This is a genomic window from Stenotrophomonas muris (genome assembly GCF_052751275.1).
In genome coordinates this window covers 4,413,413-4,436,312 of the sequence record NZ_CP199879.1, presented here as the reverse complement: position 1 = coordinate 4,436,312, position 22,900 = coordinate 4,413,413, and the positions used below count along the sequence as shown (strand labels likewise).

Below are 22,900 nucleotides of genomic sequence, written 5' to 3'. Positions count from 1 at the left end.
CTCCTTCGGAATGTGCTGCCAGTCTGGACAACCCACCGTAGAGCAGGCGTGGCGTTGCGGTCATGCCGCCGTGAATCGAAGCGTTTCCAATGGCAACCGTTCAGTTTTGGACTGCCAGTCCCCGTCGTTTACCCTGCCCTTCCCACTGCCGGAGCCCTGCCATGCGCCCCGACCTGCAACTGGCCCTGATCGGCTACGGCTTCGCCGGCCGCGTCTTCCATGCACCGCTGATCCAGCACAGCCCCGGGCTGGCGCTGCACAGCATCGTCAGTTCACAACGCGACACCCTGCTGCGGACGTTCAGCGATGTGCACGTGCGTGCCACGCCGCAGCAGGTATTCGATGATCCGGCCGTGGATGCCGTAGTGATCGCCACGCCGAACGAACAGCACGCGCCACTGGCCATCGCGGCGCTGGCGGCAGGCAAGCATGTGCTGGTCGACAAGCCGTTCGCGCTGGATGTGGCCGAAGCGGAAACGGTGCTGGCTGCGGCACGCGATGCCGGGCGCATCGCCACCGTGTTCCAGAACCGGCGTTTCGATGCCGACTTCCTCACCCTGCAGTCGCTGCTGGCCGAAGGCAGCTTGGGCGACGTGGCCGAGTGCCACGCGCACTTCGACCGTTACCGTCCGCAGGTGCGCGACCGCTGGCGCGAACAGGACGGGCCCGGCAGTGGCCTGTGGTACGACCTCGGTCCGCACCTGCTGGACCAGATGCTGGTGCTGTTCGGCTGGCCCGAGGCAATCGATGCCGACCTGGCCGTGCAGCGCGAAGGTGGCGGCGGCATCGATTACTTCCACGCGATACTGCACTACCCACGGCATCGGGCGATCGTCCACGCCGGTTCCCTGGTGGCAGCGCAGACGCCGCACTTCAGTGTGCATGGCAGCGCCGCCAGCTGGATCAAGCACGGCCTGGACGTGCAGGAGGCGCAGCTGCGCCGCGGCGTGGCGCCGGGCGCACCAGGCTGGGGCCTCGATCCGCGGCATGGCGAGCTGGTGCGCTGCGATACCGAAGACAACGTGCAACGCAGCACCGTCGACAACCTGCCCGGCGACTATCGCCGGTTGTATGCGCAGTTCGCGGCGGCGATGCACGGCGAGGGCGAAGCCACGGTCAGCCCGGTGCAGGCGCTGCAGCTGATGCGGTTGCTGCAGGCCGGCATGGACAGCGCGCGCGAAGGGCGGCGGATCGCGTTGGGGTGATCGGGAGGGCTGCGCCCTGCACCCGCACAAGCGGTAGTGCCGGCCGCTGGCCGGCAACCTCAACAGCAACGGCAAAAAACGGCTACCCGTGAGATGGCGGCCCCCCCGCCTTCGACAGTTATCCGCGCCCGACGGTAGGTGTCGACCTTGATCGACACGTCAACGTGGAAGCGATCGGAGCAGGCTTCTGTAGAGTCGAGCCATGCTCGATTGGCTGCATGGGGTCAGAGCCCGTTCCCGCGGAAAGGGATCCGACCCCGATCTGCCTGGGGCCGGATCCCTTCGGCAACGCCGAAGGGCTCTGACCCCACCGCAGTGCTTACGACTTCTTGATGGCGTGGCCACCGAATTCATTGCGCATCGCCGACAGCAGGCGGTCGGTGAACGAATTCGATTCGCGCGAGCGCAGGCGTTCCAGCAGCGACAGCGTGATCACCGGCGCCGGCACATCCAGCGCGATGGCTTCGGCCACGGTCCAGCGGCCTTCGCCGGAATCCTCCACGTACGGGGCAATGCCATCCAGCGAAGGATTGCGCTTGAGGGCTTCGGTGCTCAGGTCCAGCAGCCACGAACGCACCACGCTGCCGTGGCGCCACACCTCGGCCACCTGGGCCAGGTCCAGTTCCATCTCCTGCTTGCGCTCCATCAGCGCGAAGCCTTCGGCATAGGCCTGCATCATTCCGTACTCGATGCCGTTGTGGACCATCTTGGTGAAGTGGCCGGCACCGGACGGGCCGACGCGCCCCCAGCCACGATCTTCGGCCGGGGCCAGCGTGCGCAGCAACGGTGCGATCTGCTCCACCACCGACGCTTCGCCACCGACCATCAGGCTGTAGCCTTCCTGCAGGCCCCACACGCCACCGCTGGTGCCGCAGTCGACGTAGCCCAGATCATCCTCGGCCAGCGCCTTAGCGCGGCGGATCGAGTCCTGGTAGTTGGAGTTGCCGCCGTCGATGACGATGTCACCCTCGGCCAGGTGCGGGGTCAGCTGGCCCAGCGTCTGGTCGACGGTTTCGCCGGCCGGTACCATCAGCCACACCACGCGCGGCACCGGCAGCGCGGCCACGGCGGCGGCCAGCGAATCAACCACCTCCAGGCCGGCCTCGGCGGCGCGCTGGCGGGCGCCTTCGCCCGGGTCGTAGCCGACCACGCGGTGGCCGCCGCGATGCAGGCGCTGGGCCATGTTGGCGCCCATGCGGCCGAGGCCGATCATTGCAATATCCATTGTTTCACCTTCAGTTGGGGTCTAGGGTCAGGCTGCCTGGCCTGCCGGTAGCCGCGCAGTGGCGCAGCTGCGCCTCGCGCCAACGCCGGTAGAGCGTGGTATGCAGATTGTGCACCGCCAGGTCGATTGAAAACGGGGTTCGCGGGTTGCGATCGAGCAGGCGGGCGACGTGGTAGCCGATGGGACGTATACCGCGTGGATGCACATAGATCACGAACTGCTGGTAGAACGGATCGTCCAGCAGCTGGTCCATGCGCGCGAGCGTGTCGTGGTAGCGCGGCGCCAGCCGTGCGCGCAACTGCGGATCGCGCTCGAACAGCAGGCGCTCGAAGTAGCGCTGGCCGATGCGCGGGATGTCCTGCGCCAGGTTCCAGAGTTCGGCATTGCGCTGGTCGTACCAGGCCAGGCCGCCGTGCTGCGCCAGGGCCTGCGCAGCGCCCTCGCCCACAGTGACGACCACGAAGTTCTCGGCCTGGTTGCTCAGGTCATCCAGCGTACCGTTGTCGTACACATGTTCGATGAAGCCGGGCACACCCACGAGCGCCTGCCGCCCCATCGCCGAGGTGCGCACCGCCTTGCCGTCGGCGAAGAACTCGCCCGCGTGCGCGCCAAGCAGGATGCTGTCGGTGGCGTGCAGCGCGAGGAAGGTGCCGATCGACAGTTCATCCGCTGCGAACTCTGTATCGAACGCAGCATCGCCATACAGCTCGCGCTGGGTGGCCAGCTGCGCGACCTGGCGGCCGACACCGCACTCGGCGCGCACGGCACCGCTGTAGAACGCCTGCAGCGCATGGCTGTTGCCCGCACTGGGCACGAAGCCACGGCCGAAACTGCGCGTACGCTGCCAGCCCTGTGCCGGCGCGCCGCGCAGACCAAAGCCGATCCAGCCCAGTTGCGGGCCGGAGAAACGGAACGTGGCATTGCCCTGCAATGCCGAGGTCGCGCGCCGCGTGGCCGCCCCCAGCTCGAAGGCATAGGCGCAGACCGTGGCAGGGTCTTCCAGCAGCTGCTGCAGCAGTGCCTGTCGTTCGCCTGCAGGCAGATCCGCCGGCCAGCGTACGCGCAGGTCACCCGCTGCCTGTGCCGCGGCGAGCGAGGAACGCGTACACACCGGGCCCTTGTGTACCTGCGGTGCACGCAGCTCGGCATCCTCGAAGCGCCACCCCAACCGCTGCAGCAGGCCCTGCGTACAGTCCGGGGATGGCGCTGCGACGACCCACGCGGGCGCCAGCAGCAGGGCTGCAATCAGCCACCTGCCGCGCACGCTCAGCCCTGGTCCGTGACCGCCGGTGCGGGTGCGGGCTCCGGTGCTGCCGCCGGCGATGGCGACGGCTTGGCCGCCGCGGCCGGCAGGTACTGCTGCAGGCGCTGGAAGAAGCGACGATAGAACTCGGCATCGGTGACCGTGCTGCTGGCCACCTTCACCAGCGAGTCGTCGTTGCTGCCGAAGGGCAGCGATACCGAACCCAGCGCTCCCACACCGACACTGGCCGAGGTCGGGCTCTTCTTCAGCGCGTAGCGATCCTGCACTGCGCTGACGAACACCAGCGTCTGGCCGCCACGCGGGGCGCAGGAGATGCGCAGCACCAGCTGCTCATGGTCATCCTCGCGCGGCTGGAAGTTCTTGTTGCCTTCCACCTGTGCATCGTCGGAACGGGCGATGGCATAGCCCTGGCTGAGCAGCGTGCGGCGCGCCGCTTCGCAGGCTTCGCCCGGGCGCCCATCGACCGTGCGCGAGAAGGTATCGCCGGAATCGAAGGACTCGCGCAACACGGTGCTGTCGGCGGCACGGCCACCGCAGGCCGAGAGGATCAGGGCGCTGGTGAGCGCCACGGCGGCGCTGGAAAGACGGGAGGCCCGCATGGGTACTCCTGCGAGAACGGAAGCACCAAGGGTAGTCCCACCCCCGTGTGCGGCAGGTCGACATACCCTCCCACGTTGCTCCCGGTTCATGCACGAAAAAGGGACGGAGGGAATTAAGTCGTTTGTGCCACAAACGACTTAATTCCCTCCGTCCCCTTTTACGACGAGGGGCCGGCAATGCCGGCCCCTGAGGTGTCACATGCCGTGGCCGGCTCAGTCCGCCCAGCGCCCCGCGCCGGTGGACTGCGGCAGCACCTGGGCCGACAGCGGGCGGTCATTGGCCAGCAGATTGACCGCGTCAGCGAGGATCGAGGCCGACTCGCGCAGCAGCGGGTCCGGACGCTTTTCAGCGGCCTTCTCACGGGCGGCATCCTTGACGATGTCGCGCTCGTTGCCGGTCAGGCCATCGTCGCTGCTGTCGTCGGCCAGCGGGTCCAGGGCCAGGCCCAGTTCCTTGCGCTGCACCTGGCGCTCCTTGCGCTGGGCGTCCTGGCGCTCGCGCTCGGCACGACGGGTCGCCTCGTTGAGCGAGATGTACTTCTTCGCGGCCTCGGTGCGGAACTGCTCCACGTCCTCGTTCCACCACTGGAATTCCTTGTCAGTGGCGATGCGCGCGTCGTGGCGGGTCTCCAGCTTCGGCAGCAGCGGCGCGAAGTTGCCGTACTGGGTGTGCGGCACGGCGGCGATGCGGGTCCACGGCAGGGCGTTGTCGTAGGTGCTTTCGCCGAATTCGGTGGCATCGACGCTGGCCGGGAAGGCCAGGTCCGGCACCACACCCTTGTGCTGGGTGCTGCTGCCGCTGATGCGGAAGAACTGGGCGATGGTCAGCTTGACCTGGCCGAAGCGCTGGGTCTCGCCGCTCGGCCAGCGATCGAGGTCGACGATGTTCTGCACGGTGCCCTTGCCGAAGCTGGTTTCACCGATCACCAGGCCACGGCCGTAGTCCTGGATGGCACCGGCGAAGATCTCCGAGGCCGAGGCCGAACCGCGGTTGATCAGCACCGCCAGCGGGCCATCCCACGCCACGCCCTGGTTGCGGTCGCTGTTGACGGTAACGCGGCCACCGGACTCGCGCACCTGCACCACCGGGCCCTGTTCAATGAACAGGCCGGTCAGTTCGATCGCTTCATCCAGCGAGCCCCCCCCGTTGTTGCGCAGGTCCAGCACCACGCCATCCAGCTTGTCGTTCCTGAAGCCGGCCAGCAGCTTGGCGACGTCACGGGTGGCCGAGGCGTAGTCAGCGGCATTGCGGCGACGGCCTTCGAAGTCCTGGTAGAAGGTCGGCAGCTTGATCACGCCGATCCTGCGCGCCGGTTCGCCGTTGGCGGCCGGGATGCTCATGGTCTCGCCCTTGGCGGCCTGTTCGGCCAGGCGCACCTTCTGGCGGGTCAGGACCAGCGTGTGGTGCTTGCCGTCCACGCCCTCGGCGGCCGGGATGAATTCCAGCTTGACCTGGGTATCCTTGGCACCGCGGATCTTGGCCACGACGTCGTCGATGCGCCAGCCGATCACATCCTCGACCAGGCCGGACTTGCCCTGGCCAACGCCGACGATGCGGTCCCCCGGCTTCAGGGTGCCGTCCACTGCGGCCGGACCACCGGCGATGATCTCGCGGATCACCACCATGTCGTCCTGCCGCTGCAGCTGCGCACCGATGCCTTCCAGCGACAGCGACATCGCCTGGTTGAAGTTCTCGGCGGTGCGCGGGGTGAAGTAGTCGGTGTGCGGATCGACAGCGCTGGTGTAGGCGTTCATGAAGAACTGGAAGACGTCTTCGCCCTTCAGCTCGTTGACCGACTTCTCCAGCGTCGCGTAGCGCTTGTCCAGCGTCTTGCGGATGTCGTCCGGCTTCTTGCCGGCCAGCTTCAGGCGCAGCCAGTCGTTCTTCACCGACTTGCGCCACAGCTCATCCAGTTCGGCACTGCTGGCCGCCCACGGAACCTTCTTGCGGTCGTATTCGAAGCGCTCGTCGGTGGTGAAGTCCGGCTCCTGCTTGAGCAGCTTGCGCGCATAGGCCACGCGCTCGCCGACGCGCTGCTTGTAGACCGCGAACACCTGGAACGCCGGCTCCAGCTCGCCGCCACGGATGGCCGAAGAGATGTTGGCTTCGAACGGCGCGAAGCGCGCCACGTCGGCCTGGGTGAAGTACTGCTTGCCGCCGTCCAGGGTCTCCAGGTAACGCTTGAACACGTCCTTGGAGGTGGCCTCGTCCAGCGCGCGCGGGCGGTAGGCGTAGCGGCTGTCGGACAACAGGCCGTACACCAGCTTGGAGGTGGTCACCTGATCGGCGGTGGCCGCCGCGGGCAATGCGGGCGAGTCGGCCTTGGCCGCCAGCGCCAGCGGCGCGACCAGCGCCAGGGCCATCAGGAATGCGGGGGCTTTGAATTTCATTGACGTGCTCGAAGGCGCCTTGCCAAGGGGGAGACTGCAGGGTGTTCAGACACCACGACAGTGCCGAAAGTTGCCGGGTTTGTCATCCGGCCGCGCTCGGTGGAAAACCAGCCTAGCCGGGCCGGTGTAGCAAATTGTGAATGCATGCAGAGCCGAGCCCATGCTCGGCTGGCCGGCAGCAAGCAGCCGAGCATGGGCTCGGCTCTGCGGCAGGCAGAGGTATGCGGACCAACGGTCCGCACCCACCTCAGGAGATGCCGGCGCCCTTGGCCTGCACGTCAGCGTGGTACGACGAGCGCACCATCGGGCCGGACGCCACGTGGCTGAAGCCCAGCGCGTAGCCGTAGTCTTCCAGCGCCTTGTAGTCCTCGGGGGTCCAGTACTTCAGTACCGGGTGGTGATGCGCGGTCGGCTGCAGGTACTGGCCGATGGTGATCATGTCCACATCGTGCGCGCGCAGGTCGCGCATCGTGGCCTTGATCTGTTCGAAGTCTTCGCCCAGGCCCAGCATGATGCCGCTCTTGGTCGGCACGTCCGGGTGCTGTGCCTTGAAGTTCTTCAGCAGGTTCAGCGACCACTGGTAGTCCGCACCCGGGCGCACGTTGCGGTACAGGTCCGGCACGGTCTCGATGTTGTGGTTGAACACATCCGGCGGGTTCTGCGCCAGGATCTCCAGCGCGCGCTCCATGCGGCCCTTGCCACGGAAGTCCGGGGTCAGCACTTCGATGCGGGTACCCGGCGACTTTTCGCGGATGGCGGTGATGCAGTCGACGAAGTGCTGGGCACCGCCGTCACGCAGGTCATCGCGGTCGACGCTGGTCACCACCACGTACTTCAGGCCCATGTCGGCCACGGTCTGGCCGAGGCTGGCCGGTTCGTTGGCATCCGGCGGCTTCGGGCGGCCATGGGCCACGTCGCAGAACGAGCAGCGGCGGGTGCAGACCTCGCCGAGGATCATGAAGGTGGCGGTGCCATGGCCGAAGCATTCGTGGATGTTCGGGCAGCTGGCTTCCTCGCACACCGTCACCAGGCGGTTCTCGCGCAGCTTGGCCTTCAGGTTCTGCACGGCGTTGCCCGAGGGAATACGCACGCGGATCCACGACGGCTTGCGCAGCACCGGCGCATCGGCGAACTGCACCGGCGAACGGTTGATCTTGTCACCGCCCAGCTGCTTGACCCCGGCCTGCAACGGCGCGGCGGACGGAGAGTCGCCCTGCACGATCTGCAGGGGAATGGAACGGGCGGTGGTTTCAGTCATGGCAGTTCCGGGGGGCGGTCAGGCGGCCGCAGAAAGATCGGGCAGTTCCGGCGTGTGCTGCAGCAGCAGGCCGAACTGGCGGGCCAGGTGGTCCAGCAGCACCGGCTTGACGGCATCCAGCCCGGAGGGGCCGCCCAAGTCTACCACCGAGGTCACCTGCAACCCCTGATAGCCACAGGGGTTGATGCGGTGGAAGGGTTCCAGGTCCATGGCCACGTTGAAGGCCAGGCCATGGAAGGTGCAGCCGCGGCGCACGCGGATGCCAAGCGCAGCGATCTTGGCGCCACCGACGTAGACGCCCGGGGCGCCCTCGCGGCGTTCGGCGCCGATGTTCCACTCGGCCAGGGTATCGATGAGGGCCTGCTCGATGCGGCACACGTAGTCGCGCACACCGATGCCCAGCCGCGGCAGGCGCAACAGCGGGTAGACCACGATCTGGCCGGGCCCGTGATAGGTCACCTGGCCGCCACGGTCCACGTGCAGCACGGGGATGTCACCCGGCGCCAGCACGTGCTCATCCTTGCCGGCCTGGCCCAGGGTGAACACCGGATCGTGCTCGACTACCCACAGTTCGTCGGCGTCGGCGTCGCTGCGCTGGTCGGTGAAGCGCTGCATGGCGCGCCACACCGGCTCGTACGCCTGGCGGCCGAGGTCGCGGACCACCGCCGGACGCGGTGCGCGGTCTTCCGGGGCGGCTTCGGCCGGGCAGCTGTCGGCTACAGCGTCCACTTCACTTCCGGGTGGTCGCGCAGCGCCTGGTGCGCCAGGTCGTACTGCTCGCGGCTCTCGGCCTTGAACACGATGCGCACGGACACGTACTTGCCGTTGGACGAATGCTTCCAGCTGATGCGTTCGTTCACCACATCGATGCCGGCAGCCAGCAGCAGACGGGGAAGCTCATGCTCCAGGCCGCGGTTGGCCGGGCCCATGGCGCTGAGCTCGAACTGGCCGGGGAACTGGAAGCCGTGGTCGGGGTTGTCGGACTTGATTTCCATGGCCCCATTATCGGGCCGCAGGGCAACAAACCCAAGAGTATTCATCAACGTCAAAGACAGCACTGGCGGCCTGCTGCGTTGCAGCTGGCCCAAAAGCGCGGGCGGAGAGCCCAACGGCAGCTGACTGGTTCTTTCGGCCCCTCACTGACCGGGGCATCGTGCGCGCGGCCTGCAGTCGCCTTCACGCCAGGCCTGCGGCGCGTGCGCGGGTAACGAATTGTGTCCGCCGGACAATGTTGTTTTCGGAACAGACAAGTGATCCCAACGTGCTCGTTCCGGCGCGCGGGCACGAGTACCGTAGCGTTGCAGAAAACGACAGAAAACCGCCCCTTTCCCCATGAGCATTCCATCCATGCATAGTGTCGCAGCCCTCGGGCTGGCCGGCCTGCTGGCCTCTGCCCTCCCCCTTGCCGCCCAGGCGGCCGAACAATGTGGCCCGGACGCGATGCGCGATCACCCGCCGCAGGTCAATTTCCGCGTCGACAACGACCTGTTCGGCGGCCGCCACCAGGACCAGGGCTATACCAACGGTGCGCTGTTGACCCTGGTCTCGCCCAATCTGGTCGATTACACCGACGACCCGTGCCTTCCGCGCATGGCGCGCTGGGTGAACCAGTACCTGGAAGGCCTGCATCCGGGCAGGTTCGAACAGCAGAACATGATCTTCAGCATCGGCCAGGGCATCTTCACCCCGACCGATTTCAGCCGCAGGGACCTGATCGAGGACGACCGCCCTTACGCGGGCGTACTGATCGCAAATTTCGGTTTCAATGCGCGCAGCGGCGACCGCCTGCAGACCACCCAGCTGACGTTGGGCGTAGTTGGCCCGTGGGCACAGGGCAAGCAGGTGCAGAATGCCGTGCACGAAGTGCTGGGCGACGAGAAATTCAAGGGCTGGGACAACCAGCTGCACAACGAGCCGCTGTTCATGCTGACCCATGAGCGCATGCGCCGCTGGCCGGGTGATGCCAGCATCAATGCAGACGGCTGGGGTTGGGACGCGATCAGCCACTACGGCGGCTCGATCGGCAATCTGGAAACCAAGGCCAACCTCGGCGGTGAAGTGCGCTTCGGCTGGAAGCTGCCGGACGACTTCGGCAGCACGCCGTTGCGCCCGGCCGGTGAGAACACGGCACCGACCCGCAGCGGCCGTCCCAATGGCTGGTCCTGGCACCTGTTCGCGACCTCGGACGCGGCCTGGGTGATCCGCGACATCACGCTGGATGGCAACACGTTCCGCAACAGTCACAGCGTGGACAAGCGCCATGTGGTGGCCTACGGCGGCTATGGCGTGGCCGTGATGTACGGACGCTGGAAGTTCGCCGCTGCGCGTTACCACAGCACGCGGGAGTTCAACGGCCAGCGCCAATCGCCGGTGTTCGGCAGTTTCACCATCAGCCGCTCGCTGTAGGCGAGGGGCTGAGGGTGAAGCGGGTAGGTGCCGACCGTTGGTCGGCACACCGGTTACCGCATCGCTCGCTGCAAGTCAGGCGCTGCAGGTGGTGCCGGCCGCTGGCCGGCTGCCGGCAGTTCCGGATGAGTTGCTGGGGAGCCGGCCAGCGGCCGGCTACCCCCCGCGTGCGGGGGGAAGCGGCCTTCCGAAACAGAAAAGGCCGGCATTGGCCGACCTTTTCGTTCACCACGCAAAGGCGTGGATCATTCCGATTCCCACCACATCCAGAAGCTGTCCCACAGGCGCTTGAAGAAGCCGGCCTGCTCGACGGCGGCCACGGCCACCAGCGGTGCCTCGGCGATGACCTTGCCATCCAGCGTGACCTTCACGGTGCCGATCTGCTGGCCGGCGGTGAACGGTGCTTCCAGGGTCTTGGGCACGTCGATGCTCGGCTTCAGATCGTTGTAGCGGCCGCGCGGCACGCTCACCAGCATCGGCTGGGCCACGCCCAGCTGTACCTTGTCGGTGGTGCCCTTCCAGACCTTGTGCTCGGCCACGGCCTTGCCCGGCTCGTACAGGCGATGGGTCTCGAAGAAGCGGAAGCCCCAGTTCAGCAGGGCCAGGCTGTCGTCGGCACGCTGCTTCTCCGACGCACCACCCAGCACTACGGCGATCAGGCGCTGGTCGCCACGCTGGGCCGAGCTCATCAGGCAGTAGCCGGCTTCGGACGTGTGGCCGGTCTTGATGCCATCCACGCTGCCATCGCGCCACAGCAGCAGGTTGCGGTTCGGCTGCTTGATGTTGCCGACCTGGAATTCCTTGATCTTGTTATACGCGTAGGTTTCCGGGTAATCACGCACCATCGCGCGGCCCAGCAGCGCCAGGTCGTAGGCGGTGCTGTGGTGGCCCTGTGCGGTCAGGCCGTGGGCGTTGACGAAGTGCGAGTCCTTCATGCCGATCTTGGCGGCGTAGCTGTTCATCAGCGACGCAAAGGCCTCTTCGCTGCCGGCCACATGCTCGGCCAGGGCGATCGCGGCGTCATTGCCGGACTGGATCGCCATGCCCTTTTCCATGTCTTCCAGGCGTGCGGTCTGGTTGACCGGGAAGCCGCTGTAGCTGCCGTCGGTACCGGCGCCACCTTCGCGCCAGGCGCGCTCGCTCATCATCACCTGGTCATCTGCACGGACCTTGCCGTTCTTGACCTCGGCGGCAACCACGTACGACGTCATCACCTTGGTGATGCTGGCCGGGGCCAGCTGCTCGTGGATGTTCTCGCCGGCCAGCACCTGGCCGGTGGCGTAGTCCATCAGGACCCAGGCCTTGGACACGCTCGGGGCCGGGGCCGGCGGGGTCGCGACGGTGGCCGGGGCGGCAGCGGCGGCGGCAGGCGCCGGCGTGGCCGGGGTCGGCAGCGGCGTTTGGGCGGAAGCCAGGCCCACCACCAGGGTGGCGGCCAGGGCGGTGGCGGCGGAACGGAAATTCATTGGACAGCAGGCTCCAGGGGACGGCCGGGAATGGAGGGTGGAACGTAACGGCCATTGTAAGGCCGGGGGAGCCTGGGCCGGCAGCACCGGCCCGGGCGGATCAATCCTTGACGATCTGCGGCGAACCCAGGCCCAGACCGGCGATGCGGCCGGCAAGTTCCGCGGCACTGGCATGGTCGGTGGCAGGAACGCGCAGACGGAACAGGGTGCGGCCACCGGCGGCGATGTCGCTGATGGTCGCGCCGACGATGCCGGCAGCGTTGAGCTGGCCCATCGCACGGTTGGCGTTGTCGCGACTGGAGAAGCTGGCGACCTGCACCATCACCGCGCCCACCACCTGCTGCGACAGGCTGGGTGCCGCCGGCGTGGCGGCGACGGTGCGCACGGGTGCCGGCGCGACGGCGCGCGGCGCGGCGCTGGCGACTGCAACCGGCGCCGGTGCGGTGCTGCGCAGCGGTGCACTCGGCGGCAGGCTGCTGACCGCCACGTCCGGCACGGTGCTGGCCACGCCCTGGGTGGTGGCCGGCTGGCCGCGTGCCGGCATGCCATCGGCCGGCAGGCGCTTGACCAGGCGATCGATATCGCTGTCGGCAGTGGCGCGCGCGGTCGCTGCCGGGCGTGCACTGGCCACCGCAGCTGCCGCTTCGGCGGCACGACGCTCGCGGCGGGACGGCTTCTGCGCCAGCAGGTTGCTCTCGCCCGGCTGCAGCGCGCGCACTTCCACGTTGCCGGTACCGCGCTGGGTGATGCCCAGGCGCACGGCGGCGGCATAACTGAGATCGACCACGCGACCATCGTGGAACGGGCCGCGGTCGTTGACGCGTACGATCACCGACTCGCCATTGTCGAGGTTGGTCACGCGGGCGAAGCTGGGCAGCGGCAGCGTCTTGTGCGCGGCGGTGAACTGGTACATGTCGTAGACCTCGCGGTTGGAGGTCAGGCGGCCATGGAACTTGGCGCCGTAGTACGACGCGGTACCGCGCTCGACATAGTCGTGGGTATCGTCGAGCACCTTGTACGACTTCCCCAGCACCACGTACGGCGACTTGTTGCCGATCGCCGAGCGCTCCTCGGCGGTCACTTCCGGCTCGGGAATGCAGGCCACGTTGGGAATGTAATCCGGCGTGCTGTCACGCACGCCCGGCTTGTACAGGCCACCGGCAGTGTAGTTGCCGCGGGTGCTCAGGTCTTCCTTGGCCGCCGCGTACGGTGACCCTTCCGGGCAGTGTGCCGGGCGCGAGCCACGCCCCTGCACCAGCGTGCCGCCGGACTTGCCACCATGGCCGGCCGTGGCCGGCTTCTTCGGCGCGCTGCTGCAGGCAGCCAGCGCGAGGACGATCAAGCCTGGGACCAGCCATCTGATGTTCATGCCGGGGGCAGCTCCTGTCCGGCGATGGCCTGGGACAACTGGAACACGGCCATCGCGTACATCTTCGAGAGGTTGTAGCGGGTGATCGCGTAGTAGTTCTGGAAGCCCAGCCAGTACTGCTTGCCGGTGCTGCCTTCAAGCGTGATCGGCGTGGCGGTGGCGCCCGGCTGCACCGGCGCGCCCGGCTGGTAGCCGCGCTGCGCCAGGTCGGCCATCGTCCAGGTCGGCATCCATTCGGTCGGATTGAACTCCTCGCGGCCCGGCGCCAGCGTGGCCGGCACGGCCACCTGCCCGCCACGCACCCAGCCGCCCTTCTTCACGAAGTAGTTGGCGATGGACGAGAACACGTCGTCGTAGCTGGTGAACAGGTCGCGGCGGCCATCACCGTTTCCGTCCACGGCGTAGTCGAGATAGCTGGACGGCATGAACTGGCCCATGCCCATCGCACCGGCATAACTGCCCTTGAGCGTGGTGATATCCAGTTTCTCTTCGTGGCCCAACTCGAACAGCTTGGCCAGCTCATCGCGGAAGAACAGCTCGCGGCGCACTTCGCGTTCCAGCTTGGCCGGGTCGCCGCTGCGCGGGTAATAGAACGCCAGCGTGTACAGCGCATCGAGCACGCGATGGCTGCCAGCATTCCTGCCGTAGCTGGTTTCCACACCGATGATCGCGACGATCACTTCGGCCGGCACGCCGGTGCGCTGCTGCACGCGATCCAGTTCGGCGCGGTGTTCGGCCAGGAACGCGCGGCCGCCATCGATGCGCGCCTTGCTGATGAACATCGGCCGGTACTCATTCCACGGCTTGACCCGTTCGGCCGGGCGCGACATCGCGGCGATGATCGGCTGGCGCACCTGCGCCTGGTCGAGCACGCTGCTGATCTGCTCCGGCTTCAGGCCATAGCGCTTGGCGGTATCGGCAATGAAGCGGGCCCGTGCGACCTCGAACGGCACCGGGGTGAGATCGACCGGCGCCGCGGTGGCGGCGGTGGCTTCAGGCGCGGCCTCGGCCGGGCCATGGGCCTTGGCGGCGGGCTGGCGCGGCGTACTGCTGGCCTGGGGCGAAGACGGTGGGGACTTCGGCTGGGTCGCGCAGGCGACCAGGCCGAGGGTGAGCATGCAGGCCAGAGTGCGTCGAATCATCGTCGCAGGTTAGCAGGTCATGGATGAATTAAAACCCCTAACACCATGAATCACAACGATTTGCCTGCGACCAGCGGGAAATGTGAAGGCATCGTGATCGCCCTTCCCCATTCAGATGGAGGTTGCCGGTTGCGTCCCCATCCCCGCAGACGCAACCGGCGACCGGATCCGGTCGGTACCTGCGCGGCTGCCGCTCCCCAGTGGCAGTACCCCGCGCTCCCTGTACCCGTTGGATCAGTACTGCTTCCCGCCCGACGCCCCCTCGCGCTGCAACGATTGACGGCGCGCCGTGCCGAACGGGCCGCCATTGTGCAGGCCGATTACGACAAGTCCATTGATCAAGATCAACGCGGTGTAAAAGTGTGAACCAGCTAACGTTTTTTGCGGACTTTCGTCAGCGGGCGTGCTGTCGTGCATCGGTGTGAGAACGCTTCCACAACGGGCGTTGCGCAGTCAGGAAGTTTCCAGCCAACGGCGCAGCCCCTCGTGGGTGGTGTCTGGGTGGTCGCGTAAAGCAGAAGCCGCGCGTGGGCCGGTCGGGTTGGGTACGCGGGGGACGCCGTGAATCCGTCCATGGAGGCTTGGCAGCCGCATCCATGCGGCTGACACCCCCGCGTACCCAACCCGACCGTCCTCTGACAGTTTTCGCGCGCGTTCACCCACGGCGAAGAAAAGAAAAGATCAAAAGCAAAAGCGGCTTGGCAGGTCGCTTTCTGTAGAGCCGAGCCCGCGCTCGGCTGCTTTCCGGCCGGCCCACGAAGCCGAGCATGGGCTCGGCTCTACGCGAGCAAGCGCAGCGCTGCGATCCGCTGTTGATCTTCTTTTTCTTCTCCGTGGGTGGACACGCCCGGAACCTGTCCGTGGCCGGGTAGATGGGCTGCGCAGGGGCGTGAGCCGCATGGATGCGGCGACCGAGCTTACATGGACGTACTTGCAGCGCCCCCTGCGCAGCCCATCTACCCGGCCCCACCCATGAACTGCTTTGCGCCGTCACCCACGAGGGGCTGCGCCGTTGGCTGGAAGCCCTATCCCCCGTGCACGGGCCGGTGCCCGCGTACCGCCATCACCAACCCGATGCCGGCCAACAGCGAAACCGCCGATGTCCCGCCGTAGCTGATCAGCGGCATCGGAATGCCCACCACCGGCAGCAGGCCGGAAATCATTCCGCCGTTCACCAGCACGTAGACGAAGAACGCCAGCCCCAGGCTGCCGGCCAGCAACCGTGCATGCGTGTCGCGCGCGTGCACGGCAATCCACAGGCAACGCCCGACCACGAACAGGTACAGCGCGAACAGCGTCGCCACGCCGATCCAGCCGAACTCTTCGGCCAGCACCGAAAACGCGAAGTCGGTGGTGTATTCGGGGAGGAAATCCAGCGTGGCCTGGGTGCCCTGCCCCCAGCCGCGTCCCTGCCATCCCCCGGAGCCGATCGCGATGCGTGACTGCAGGATGTTCCAGCCGGTGCCCAGGGGGTCGGCCGCCGGGTCGAGGAAGGTCAACACACGATCCTTCTGGTACTGACGCAGCAGACCGAACCACGCCAGCGGCGCGGCCACTGCCAGCCCCGCCGCGCCGGTCGCCACCCAGCCCCAGTGCAGGCCCGCCAGCAACAACGCGAACACGCCGCTGGCGGTGACCAGCGTGGCGGTGCCGAGGTTGGGCTGCATCAGGATCAACACCGCCGGCGCGCCGATCAGCACCGCGGCGGTCAGTACCGTGCGCGGCGACGGCGGCAGCGGTTGCCGGTGCAGGTACCAGGCCATCATCAACGGCAGGCTGAGCTTGAGCAGCTCCGACGGTTGCAGGTAGAACACGCCGAGGTTGAGCCAGCGCTGCCCATATTTGCCGGTGCCGATCACATACACCGCCATCAGCGGCAGCATCGACAGCGCGTACAACGCTGGTGTCCACGCGCGCAGGCGCAGCAGCGAAACACGTGACAGCAGCCACATCGCCAGCAGTCCACCCGCAAAGCGCGCCGCCTGCCCGGCCACCGGCCCGGACACACTGTGCAGCACCGCCAGGCCCGCGCCCATCAGGATCAGCAATGCGACCAGCAACGGCAGATCGATCGTGCGCACTGCCTCACGGCAGCCGCCAAACAGTCGTTTCCATTCCACGCGCAGCACGCTAGCAACGGGCGCTTGCGTGAAGCTGTCAGGGTGCTTCTGATCTCCGTAGCCGGGCTGTGGGGTCAGATCCCTTTTCCCTGTGGAAAAAGGGATCTGACCCCGACGCCGTACTCAGCCGTAGCCGCCGTGCACCGGGTTGTGACTGCGCACCGCCATCACCAATCCGAAGCCGGCCAGCAGTGACACCGCCGAGGTACCGCCGTAGCTGATCAGCGGCATCGGCACGCCCACCACCGGCAGCAGGCCGGAAATCATCCCGCCGTTCACCAGCACATAGACGAAGAACGCCAGGCCGGTGGCGCCGGCCAGCAGGCGCGAATACGAATCGCGCGACTGGCTGGCGATCCACAGGCAGCGCCCGATCACCACCAGGTACAGCGCCAGCACGGTGGCCACGCCGATCCAGCCGAACTCCTCGCTCAGCACCGAGAACGCGAAGTCGGTGGTCTGTTCGGGAATGAAGTTCAGGTGCGACTGCGAGCCCTCGCCCCAGCCCTTGCCATCGAAGCCGCCGGAACCGATCGCGATCTTCGACTGGATGATGTTCCACCCGGCCCCCAGCGCATCCATCTCCGGGTCCAGGAACATCATGATGCGGTCCTTCTGGTACGGCCGCAGCAACCAGAACCAGGCCACCGGCGCGACCGCGGCCACGCCACCCACGCCCAGGCCGACCCACCACCACGGCAGGCCGGCCAACAACAGCACGAACACGCCACTGGCAGCGATCAGCACACCAGTACCGAAGTCCGGCTGCAGCATCACCAGGCCGGTGGGCACGCCGATGATGACCAGGGCCACGAGCACGGTGTTGAAGCGCGGCGGCAGCGGCATCTTGTGCAGGTACCAGGCCACCATCATCGGCAGGCTGACCTTCAGCAGCTCGGCCGGCTGCAGGTAGAAGAACTTCAGGTCCAGCCACTGCCGGCCGTACTTGCCGGTACCCAGCACGAACACCGCCAGCAACGGGATCATCGAGATCGCGTAGATCATCGGCGTAGCCGAGCGGATGCGCAGGATCGGCACCCGCGAGATGCCCCACAGCGCGGCCATGCCCACGGCGAAGCGCGCGCCCTGGGCCATCACCAGGCTGTCGCCACCGGCGCTCTTCAGGGTGGCCAGGCCGATCACCATCAGCGTCCCCAGGGCCAGGCACAGCACCCAGTCCAGCGTGCTGAAGAAGCGGCGCAGCATGTCGCCGGCCCAGCGCAGGAACACTCTCATCGTACGGGCTCCGCGACGGTCGGGCGTGGCGTGGCGGGCAACGCGGCGGCGGCCGGCGTACCCGGCTGCGGTGCGGGTACAGGTTCCGGCGCCGGCACGCCGACCAGCACCGGATGTTCACCCAGCTGCGCCGCGGCGAGGTCGCCAGCCTGGCGCGCGCCGGCATCATCGTTGTCGAACGCGGTGGCGCCGATGGCGGTGGTGCCGCGCTCGCTGTCCAGTGGCTGCATGCCTTCGGGCATCTTGCCCAGCAGGTAGGCGTCGAACACCTTGCGTGCGATCGGCGCGGCCGCCGAACCACCATAGCCGCCGCCTTCCACGGCCACCGCGATCGCGATCACCGGGTTTTCCACCGGTGCGAAGCCGACGAACAGCGCGCGGTGGCGCAGGTGCATCGGCAGGCTCTTCGGATTCACCGCCGCCGTGCCCTTTCGGCTGATGACCTGCGCAGTACCGGTCTTGCCGGCCATCACGTACGGCGCACCCACCGCCACGCGCCAGCCGCTGCCGCCGGGCCGCATGGTCGCCATCATGCCCTCGCGCACGGCCTGCACGTTGGCGGGGTTGGGGCTGACCGGCTTGCTCTCGCCAGCCGGCATCGCCGACCAGTCGCTGTCGAAACCCTCGCGCTGCTGGATCACCAGGTGCGGGGTGCGCAGCTGGCCATCGGCCAGACCGCTGACGCCGCGCGCCAGCTGCAGCGGGGTGACCTTCCAGTCACCCTGGCCGATGCTGATGTTGACCGTATCACCGGGGTACCAGGCTTCCTTGCGGCTCTTCCGCTTGTAGGCCGGCGACGGCAGGATGCCGCCGATCTCGCCGGTGAGGTCGATGCCGGTCGGCTGGCCGAAGCCGTAGTACTCCATGTAATGGTCGAAGCGCTCGATGCCCAGGTCCAGCGCCAGCTTGTAGTAGTAGGTGTTGACCGATTCGGCGATGGACTTGCGCAGGTCGGTCCAGCCATGGCCGCCACGGTGGGCGTCACCCCAGCCGCGGGAAGTGCCCGGCAGATAGAACATGCCGGTGGACAGCACCTTGTCTTCCGGGCGTCGAACGCCCGAATCCAGGCCGGCCAGGCCGATCAGCGGCTTCAGCGTGGAACCGGGGGCGACGCCACCGAGCACCAGGCGGTTGAACTGCGGCCGCGACGGGTTTTCGTTCAGCGCCTTGAAGTCGGCATGCGAGATGCCGTTGACGAACAGGTTGGGGTCGTAGGACGGCAGGCTGACCATCGCCAGCACTTCGCCGGTGCGCGGGTCCATCGCCACCGCCGAGCCTTCCTGGTCGCCGAAGGCGGCCACCATGGCGCGCTGCAGGTCGGCGTCGATCGACAGCCGCAGGTCGGCGCCGGACTGCGCGGCGACGCGGCCGATGGTGCGGATCGCGCGCCCCTGCACGTTGGTCTCGACCTGCTCGTAGCCGACCTTGCCGCGCAGCTGCTGCTCGTAGTAACGCTCCAGGCCGGACTTGCCGATGTGGGTCAGCGCGGCATTGCCTTCGCCGAGGATCTCCAGATCCTTGTCATCAACGCGGCCAACGTAGCCGATGATGTGCGCGAACAGATCGCCGTAGGGGTAGCGGCGGGTCAGGTAGGGCTCCAGCTCGACGCCGGGGAAGCGCCAGCGGTCGACCGCGAAGCGCGCCATCTCCTCGTCGCTCATGCGCAGCTTCAGCGTGACCGGCAGGAACTTGCGGCGCGCCTTGCGCGACTTGTTGAACGCTTCCAGCTCTTCCGGGCTGATGTTGATGATCTTCGCCAGCCCTTCCAGGGTGGCGTCCATGTCCTTGACCTTGTCCGGGGTCACGTCCAGGCGGAAGGCCGGCACGTTCTCGGCCAGCAGGCGGCCATTGCGGTCGTAGATCATGCCGCGCCCGGGCACCACCGGCCGCGGCTTGATGCGGTTGGCTTCCGAGCGCGTGGCATAGACGTCGTGGTCCAGCACCTGCAGCTTGAAGTACCAGCCGCCCAGGCCCAGCAGGCAGACCAGCACGCCCAGGAAGCCCAGCGCCGCGCGGCGGCGGAACTGTTCGGCTTCGGCGTGCGGGTTCTTGACCTGGCGGCGCGGGATCATGGCTCAGCGCCCGCGCTTGCCGAAGCGCACCGCGTCCAGCAGCACGAACACCAGCGGCCACAGGCCCATGCCCAGCAGCGGTGCCCACCAGTACGACCACGGCAGGGTCGGCTCATCCACCACGATGTGGACCAGCGCGCTGACGATGCGGTCGTTGAACAGCAGGCCGCCGATGGCCAGCATCTGCTGGGACATCGGGAAGAAGCGGATGCGGGCGCGGAAGCGCTGCAGGATGAAGGCCAGCATCACCAGCCGCAGCGCCTGTTCGCCCAGCACGCCGCCGTACAGCAGGTCGGCAACCACGCCGCTGGCGAAGGCGATGCCCAGGCCGACGCGTTCGGGGGCTTCGATGACCCAGTACGCCAGCACCAGCGCCAGCCAGTACGGGCGCAGCGGCTGCAGCAGCGCCGGCAACGGCAGCAGGCCCAGCAGCAGCGCCACCACCAGGCTGGCCGGCAGCACCCACGGGTTGTCGCGCAGGCGGCTCATCGCTGGGCCTCCGGCGTGGTCGGTTGCCGGCCAGCGGCCGGCACTACCGTAGCGCCGGAGGCTGGGGTGGAGCCCCCCTCTTGTTGAGGGGGGCGCGCCGAAGGCGCGGGGGTAAGGGAGGATGCGCGGGCCGGTTGCGCCGAAGGTGCAGTCGGCTGAGGGGGGCGCGCCGAAGGCGCGGGGGTAAGGGAGGATGCGGGGGCAACAGTCCTCGTTTGCGACGAGGGCTGTTGCCGGCCAGCGGCCGGCACTACCGGGGAGCTGGCCGGAGCCGGCGTCGTTGCCGCTGGCGCGGCTCCCGCAGGCACGCTGGCGCCGGTGGCCGGCCCCCCGGGGGCGGTTTCTTCCAGCTGCAGGCGCAGTTCCGGCGGAATGCGGATCGCCGCGCCCGGGCGCAGCAGCAGCACGTCGCGGCCGCGGTCGAGCTGGGCCGCCGGCTTCAGTTCGCCGACCAGGAAGGCGTGGGTGTCGTCCGGGCGCAGGCCGGTGATGGTGCCGACCGGGAAGCCGGCCGGGAAGCGCCCGCCGAGGCCGGAGGTAACGATCTCATCGCCCACTTCCACGCCGGCGCTGAGCGGAATGTCGCGCAGCTCCAGCGTGTCGCCGCGGCCGTAGACGATCAGGCGCACGCCGTTGCGGGCCACGGTAACGGGCACCGCGTGGTCGGGGTCGGTCAGCAGCAGCACGGTGGAAGTGCCGCCGGTGACACTGATCACCTGCCCCATCAAGCCGCCGGCATCGATCACCGCCTGGCCGACGTGCACGCCTTCGCGGGTGCCGGCGTCGAGCACCAGGCGCTGCTTCACCGGGTCCAGGTCGATGTCCAGGATCGGCGCCAGCTGCACGTCCAGGCCGCTGCGCTCGGCCACGTTCAGCAGTTCGCGCAGCTGGGCATTGTCCAGCGCGGCGGTCTGCAGGCGGGTCAGGCGCGCGTTGGCCAGCAGCAGCTGGTTGCGCAGTTCGCGATTCTCGGTCACCAGCTGGGTATGGCTGGCGGCGGAATCCTTGACCTGGTTGCCGAGCTTGCCGGGCAGGCCGGCCAGCGCCCATACCGGCTGCACCAGGCTGTTGGCCTGCTCGCGCAGGCGCGCCAGCCAGCCGGCCTGGTCATCGAGCACGATCAGGGTGATGGCCAACGCGAGATAGGCCAGCAACCGCAGGGGGCTGGCGGCATCACCGGATCGGGAGGCAACGGGAGGACCGGCGTAGGGCGGCACGGCAACGATTCAACTGGCAGAAGGCGAAAGGGAAACACGCGGGCGCCCCGCCGGTGCCGGCCCGCCATCACGGCGGGCCGCACCCCGGAAGGGCGCGGCGGGCAGGAACGGCCGGGACGGCTTATTCCGGCGCAAAGAACTCGTTGCCGTGCATGTCCACCAGCTCCAGCGCACGGCCGCCACCGCGGGCCACGCAGGTCAGCGGATCGTCGGCCACCTGCACGTGCAGGCCGGTTTCCTCGGAGATCAGGCGGTCCAGATCGCGCAGCAGGGCGCCACCACCGGTCAGCACGATGCCGCGCTCGGCGACGTCGGCGCACAGTTCCGGCGGGGTCTGCTCCAGCGCCAGCTTGACCGCGCTGACGATGCCCGACAGCGGCTCGTGCAGGGCCTCGAGCACCTCGTTGGAGCTGATCTTGATCATCTTCGGCACGCCCTCGGCGAGGTTGCGGCCGGAGATTTCCATCTCGATCACTTCCGCCTGCGGGTAGGCGCAGCCCAGCTCGACCTTGATGCGCTCGGCGGTGGCTTCACCGATCAGCATGCCGTGGTTGCGGCGCACGTAGTTGGTGATCGACTCGTCGAAGCGGTCGCCGCCGATGCGGACCGAGGCCGAATAGACGATGCCGTTGAGCGAGATCACCGCCACTTCGGTGGTGCCGCCGCCGATGTCGATGACCATCGAGCCACGGGCCTCGGTGACCGGCATGCCGGCGCCGATCGCGGCCGCCATCGGTTCTTCGATCAGGAACACGTCACGGGCACCGGCTTCCTCGGCCGATTCCTTGATCGCGCGGCGCTCGACCTGGGTCGAGCCGGCCGGCACGCAGACCAGCACGCGCGGGCTCGGGCGCAGCACGCGCGATTTGTGCACCTTCTTGATGAAGTGCTTGAGCATCGCCTCGGTGTAGGTGAAGTCGGCGATGACGCCGTCCTTCATCGGGCGGATGGTGGTGATGTGACCCGGGGTACGGCCCAGCATCTGCTTGGCTTCGGCGCCCACGGCTGCCACCGAGCGGGTGCCACCGATGGCACGGTCCTGGCGCACGGCCACGACCGACGGCTCGTTCAGCACGATCCCCTGCCCGCGCACGTAGATGAGGGTGTTGGCCGTGCCCAGGTCGATGGACAGGTCGTTGGAGAACATGCCACGGAGTTTCTTGAACATCTGAGGAAGGAGTCCTGAGGGGTGTCGTGCCCGCCGCGGGATGGCGAAAAAATGGGCAGAAATCGAGGCCGACAAGCCTAGCAACCCGCCTGCCGCCGAGCAAGGAAAAAACTAGCTGAACCCGCGTCTTCACAGGCTTTCGGCCTGATCGGGCATCACCCGGTTCTGGCCCTGAGCGGCACCAGCGGGTAACCTTTGCGCCGTCGGGCGCCCAAGGGCGCCGTTTGCTTGCCCGCTGAACCGGGCTGGCCCACCCCAAAATTCACCGCATAG

Annotated in this window: 19 protein-coding genes; 3 read left to right on the top strand and 16 right to left on the bottom strand. The window is 67.8% G+C overall.

Annotation, left to right across the window (positions count from 1 at the left end):
• Positions 1 to 161 precede the first annotated feature (161 nt).
• A complete protein-coding gene (locus ACUVWL_RS20565) occupies positions 162 to 1,205 on the top strand; it encodes an oxidoreductase (RefSeq protein ID WP_197606161.1) in 1,044 nt (347 codons plus the stop codon).
• Between the two features lie 319 nt (positions 1,206 to 1,524).
• Here the strand turns inward: ACUVWL_RS20565 and gnd are convergent, their stop codons facing one another.
• From gnd to ACUVWL_RS20530, 7 genes are all read right to left on the bottom strand, one after another.
• Positions 1,525 to 2,430, bottom strand: a complete 906-nt coding sequence (gene gnd / locus ACUVWL_RS20560; RefSeq protein ID WP_014648435.1) for a phosphogluconate dehydrogenase (NAD(+)-dependent, decarboxylating) — start codon at positions 2,428 to 2,430, stop codon at positions 1,525 to 1,527.
• A gap of 10 nt (positions 2,431 to 2,440) precedes the next feature.
• The gene (locus tag ACUVWL_RS20555; protein ID WP_445978703.1) at positions 2,441 to 3,694 is read right to left on the bottom strand and encodes a hypothetical protein; all 1,254 of its coding nucleotides are present in this window, start codon (positions 3,692 to 3,694) and stop codon (positions 2,441 to 2,443) included.
• Positions 3,695 to 3,696: 2 nt separating this feature from the next.
• Complete coding sequence (locus ACUVWL_RS20550; RefSeq protein WP_134809306.1) at positions 3,697 to 4,293, bottom strand: DUF2242 domain-containing protein; 597 nt, start codon at positions 4,291 to 4,293, stop codon at positions 3,697 to 3,699.
• 213 nt (positions 4,294 to 4,506) lie between these two features.
• Entirely contained in the window at positions 4,507 to 6,684 is a 2,178-nt protein-coding gene (locus ACUVWL_RS20545) for a carboxy terminal-processing peptidase (protein WP_142235160.1), read from the bottom strand.
• A 247-nt stretch (positions 6,685 to 6,931) separates the two neighbouring features.
• The gene (gene lipA / locus ACUVWL_RS20540) at positions 6,932 to 7,942 is read right to left on the bottom strand and encodes a lipoyl synthase (RefSeq protein ID WP_032960206.1); all 1,011 of its coding nucleotides are present in this window, start codon (positions 7,940 to 7,942) and stop codon (positions 6,932 to 6,934) included.
• An 18-nt stretch (positions 7,943 to 7,960) separates the two neighbouring features.
• Positions 7,961 to 8,671 (bottom strand): lipoyl(octanoyl) transferase LipB, encoded by a 711-nt coding sequence (gene lipB / locus ACUVWL_RS20535; RefSeq protein WP_014648440.1) that lies wholly within the window; start codon positions 8,669 to 8,671, stop codon positions 7,961 to 7,963.
• Positions 8,659 to 8,937 carry a YbeD family protein gene (locus ACUVWL_RS20530; protein ID WP_005411067.1) on the bottom strand — a complete coding sequence of 93 codons (279 nt, stop codon included), beginning with the start codon at positions 8,935 to 8,937 and terminating at the stop codon, positions 8,659 to 8,661. The genes lipB and ACUVWL_RS20530 overlap by 13 nt, the downstream gene beginning before the upstream one ends.
• 352 nt (positions 8,938 to 9,289) lie before the next feature.
• Here ACUVWL_RS20530 and ACUVWL_RS20525 point away from each other — a divergent pair, with 352 nt between their 5' ends.
• The gene (locus ACUVWL_RS20525; RefSeq protein WP_227864087.1) at positions 9,290 to 10,348 is read left to right on the top strand and encodes a lipid A deacylase LpxR family protein; all 1,059 of its coding nucleotides are present in this window, start codon (positions 9,290 to 9,292) and stop codon (positions 10,346 to 10,348) included.
• A gap of 245 nt (positions 10,349 to 10,593) precedes the next feature.
• Here ACUVWL_RS20525 and ACUVWL_RS20520 read toward each other — a convergent pair whose 3' ends face one another.
• The 3 genes from ACUVWL_RS20520 to mltB form a co-directional block, all read right to left on the bottom strand.
• Positions 10,594 to 11,814, bottom strand: a complete 1,221-nt coding sequence (locus ACUVWL_RS20520) for a D-alanyl-D-alanine carboxypeptidase family protein (protein WP_014648443.1) — start codon at positions 11,812 to 11,814, stop codon at positions 10,594 to 10,596.
• Positions 11,815 to 11,914: 100 nt separating this feature from the next.
• Positions 11,915 to 13,183 (bottom strand): septal ring lytic transglycosylase RlpA family protein, encoded by a 1,269-nt coding sequence (locus ACUVWL_RS20515; RefSeq protein WP_069117853.1) that lies wholly within the window; start codon positions 13,181 to 13,183, stop codon positions 11,915 to 11,917.
• The gene (mltB, locus tag ACUVWL_RS20510; protein ID WP_032957863.1) at positions 13,180 to 14,325 is read right to left on the bottom strand and encodes a lytic murein transglycosylase B; all 1,146 of its coding nucleotides are present in this window, start codon (positions 14,323 to 14,325) and stop codon (positions 13,180 to 13,182) included. The genes ACUVWL_RS20515 and mltB overlap by 4 nt, the downstream gene beginning before the upstream one ends.
• Before the next feature lie 45 nt (positions 14,326 to 14,370).
• Between mltB and ACUVWL_RS20505 the strand changes: the two genes are divergently transcribed.
• Positions 14,371 to 14,691: a hypothetical protein gene (locus tag ACUVWL_RS20505; protein WP_445978702.1), complete on the top strand. Its 321-nt coding sequence runs from the start codon at positions 14,371 to 14,373 to the stop codon at positions 14,689 to 14,691.
• Positions 14,692 to 15,350: 659 nt separating this feature from the next.
• Here ACUVWL_RS20505 and rodA (ACUVWL_RS20500) read toward each other — a convergent pair.
• From rodA (ACUVWL_RS20500) to ACUVWL_RS20475, 6 genes are all read right to left on the bottom strand, one after another.
• Entirely contained in the window at positions 15,351 to 16,445 is a 1,095-nt protein-coding gene (gene rodA / locus ACUVWL_RS20500; protein WP_049406772.1) for a rod shape-determining protein RodA, read from the bottom strand.
• Between the two features lie 123 nt (positions 16,446 to 16,568).
• Positions 16,569 to 17,681, bottom strand: a complete 1,113-nt coding sequence (rodA, locus tag ACUVWL_RS20495) for a rod shape-determining protein RodA (RefSeq protein WP_014648447.1) — start codon at positions 17,679 to 17,681, stop codon at positions 16,569 to 16,571.
• Positions 17,678 to 19,753 (bottom strand): penicillin-binding protein 2, encoded by a 2,076-nt coding sequence (gene mrdA / locus ACUVWL_RS20490; protein WP_346601745.1) that lies wholly within the window; start codon positions 19,751 to 19,753, stop codon positions 17,678 to 17,680. The genes rodA (ACUVWL_RS20495) and mrdA overlap by 4 nt, the downstream gene beginning before the upstream one ends.
• 3 nt (positions 19,754 to 19,756) lie before the next feature.
• Positions 19,757 to 20,242: a rod shape-determining protein MreD gene (gene mreD / locus ACUVWL_RS20485; protein ID WP_005419400.1), complete on the bottom strand. Its 486-nt coding sequence runs from the start codon at positions 20,240 to 20,242 to the stop codon at positions 19,757 to 19,759.
• On the bottom strand, positions 20,239 to 21,459 hold the full coding sequence (gene mreC / locus ACUVWL_RS20480) for a rod shape-determining protein MreC (protein ID WP_180886867.1): 1,221 nt from the start codon (positions 21,457 to 21,459) through the stop codon (positions 20,239 to 20,241). Before mreC ends, mreD begins: the two co-directional genes overlap by 4 nt.
• A gap of 121 nt (positions 21,460 to 21,580) precedes the next feature.
• A complete protein-coding gene (locus tag ACUVWL_RS20475; RefSeq protein WP_005419402.1) occupies positions 21,581 to 22,627 on the bottom strand; it encodes a rod shape-determining protein in 1,047 nt (348 codons plus the stop codon).
• Positions 22,628 to 22,900 lie beyond the last annotated feature (273 nt).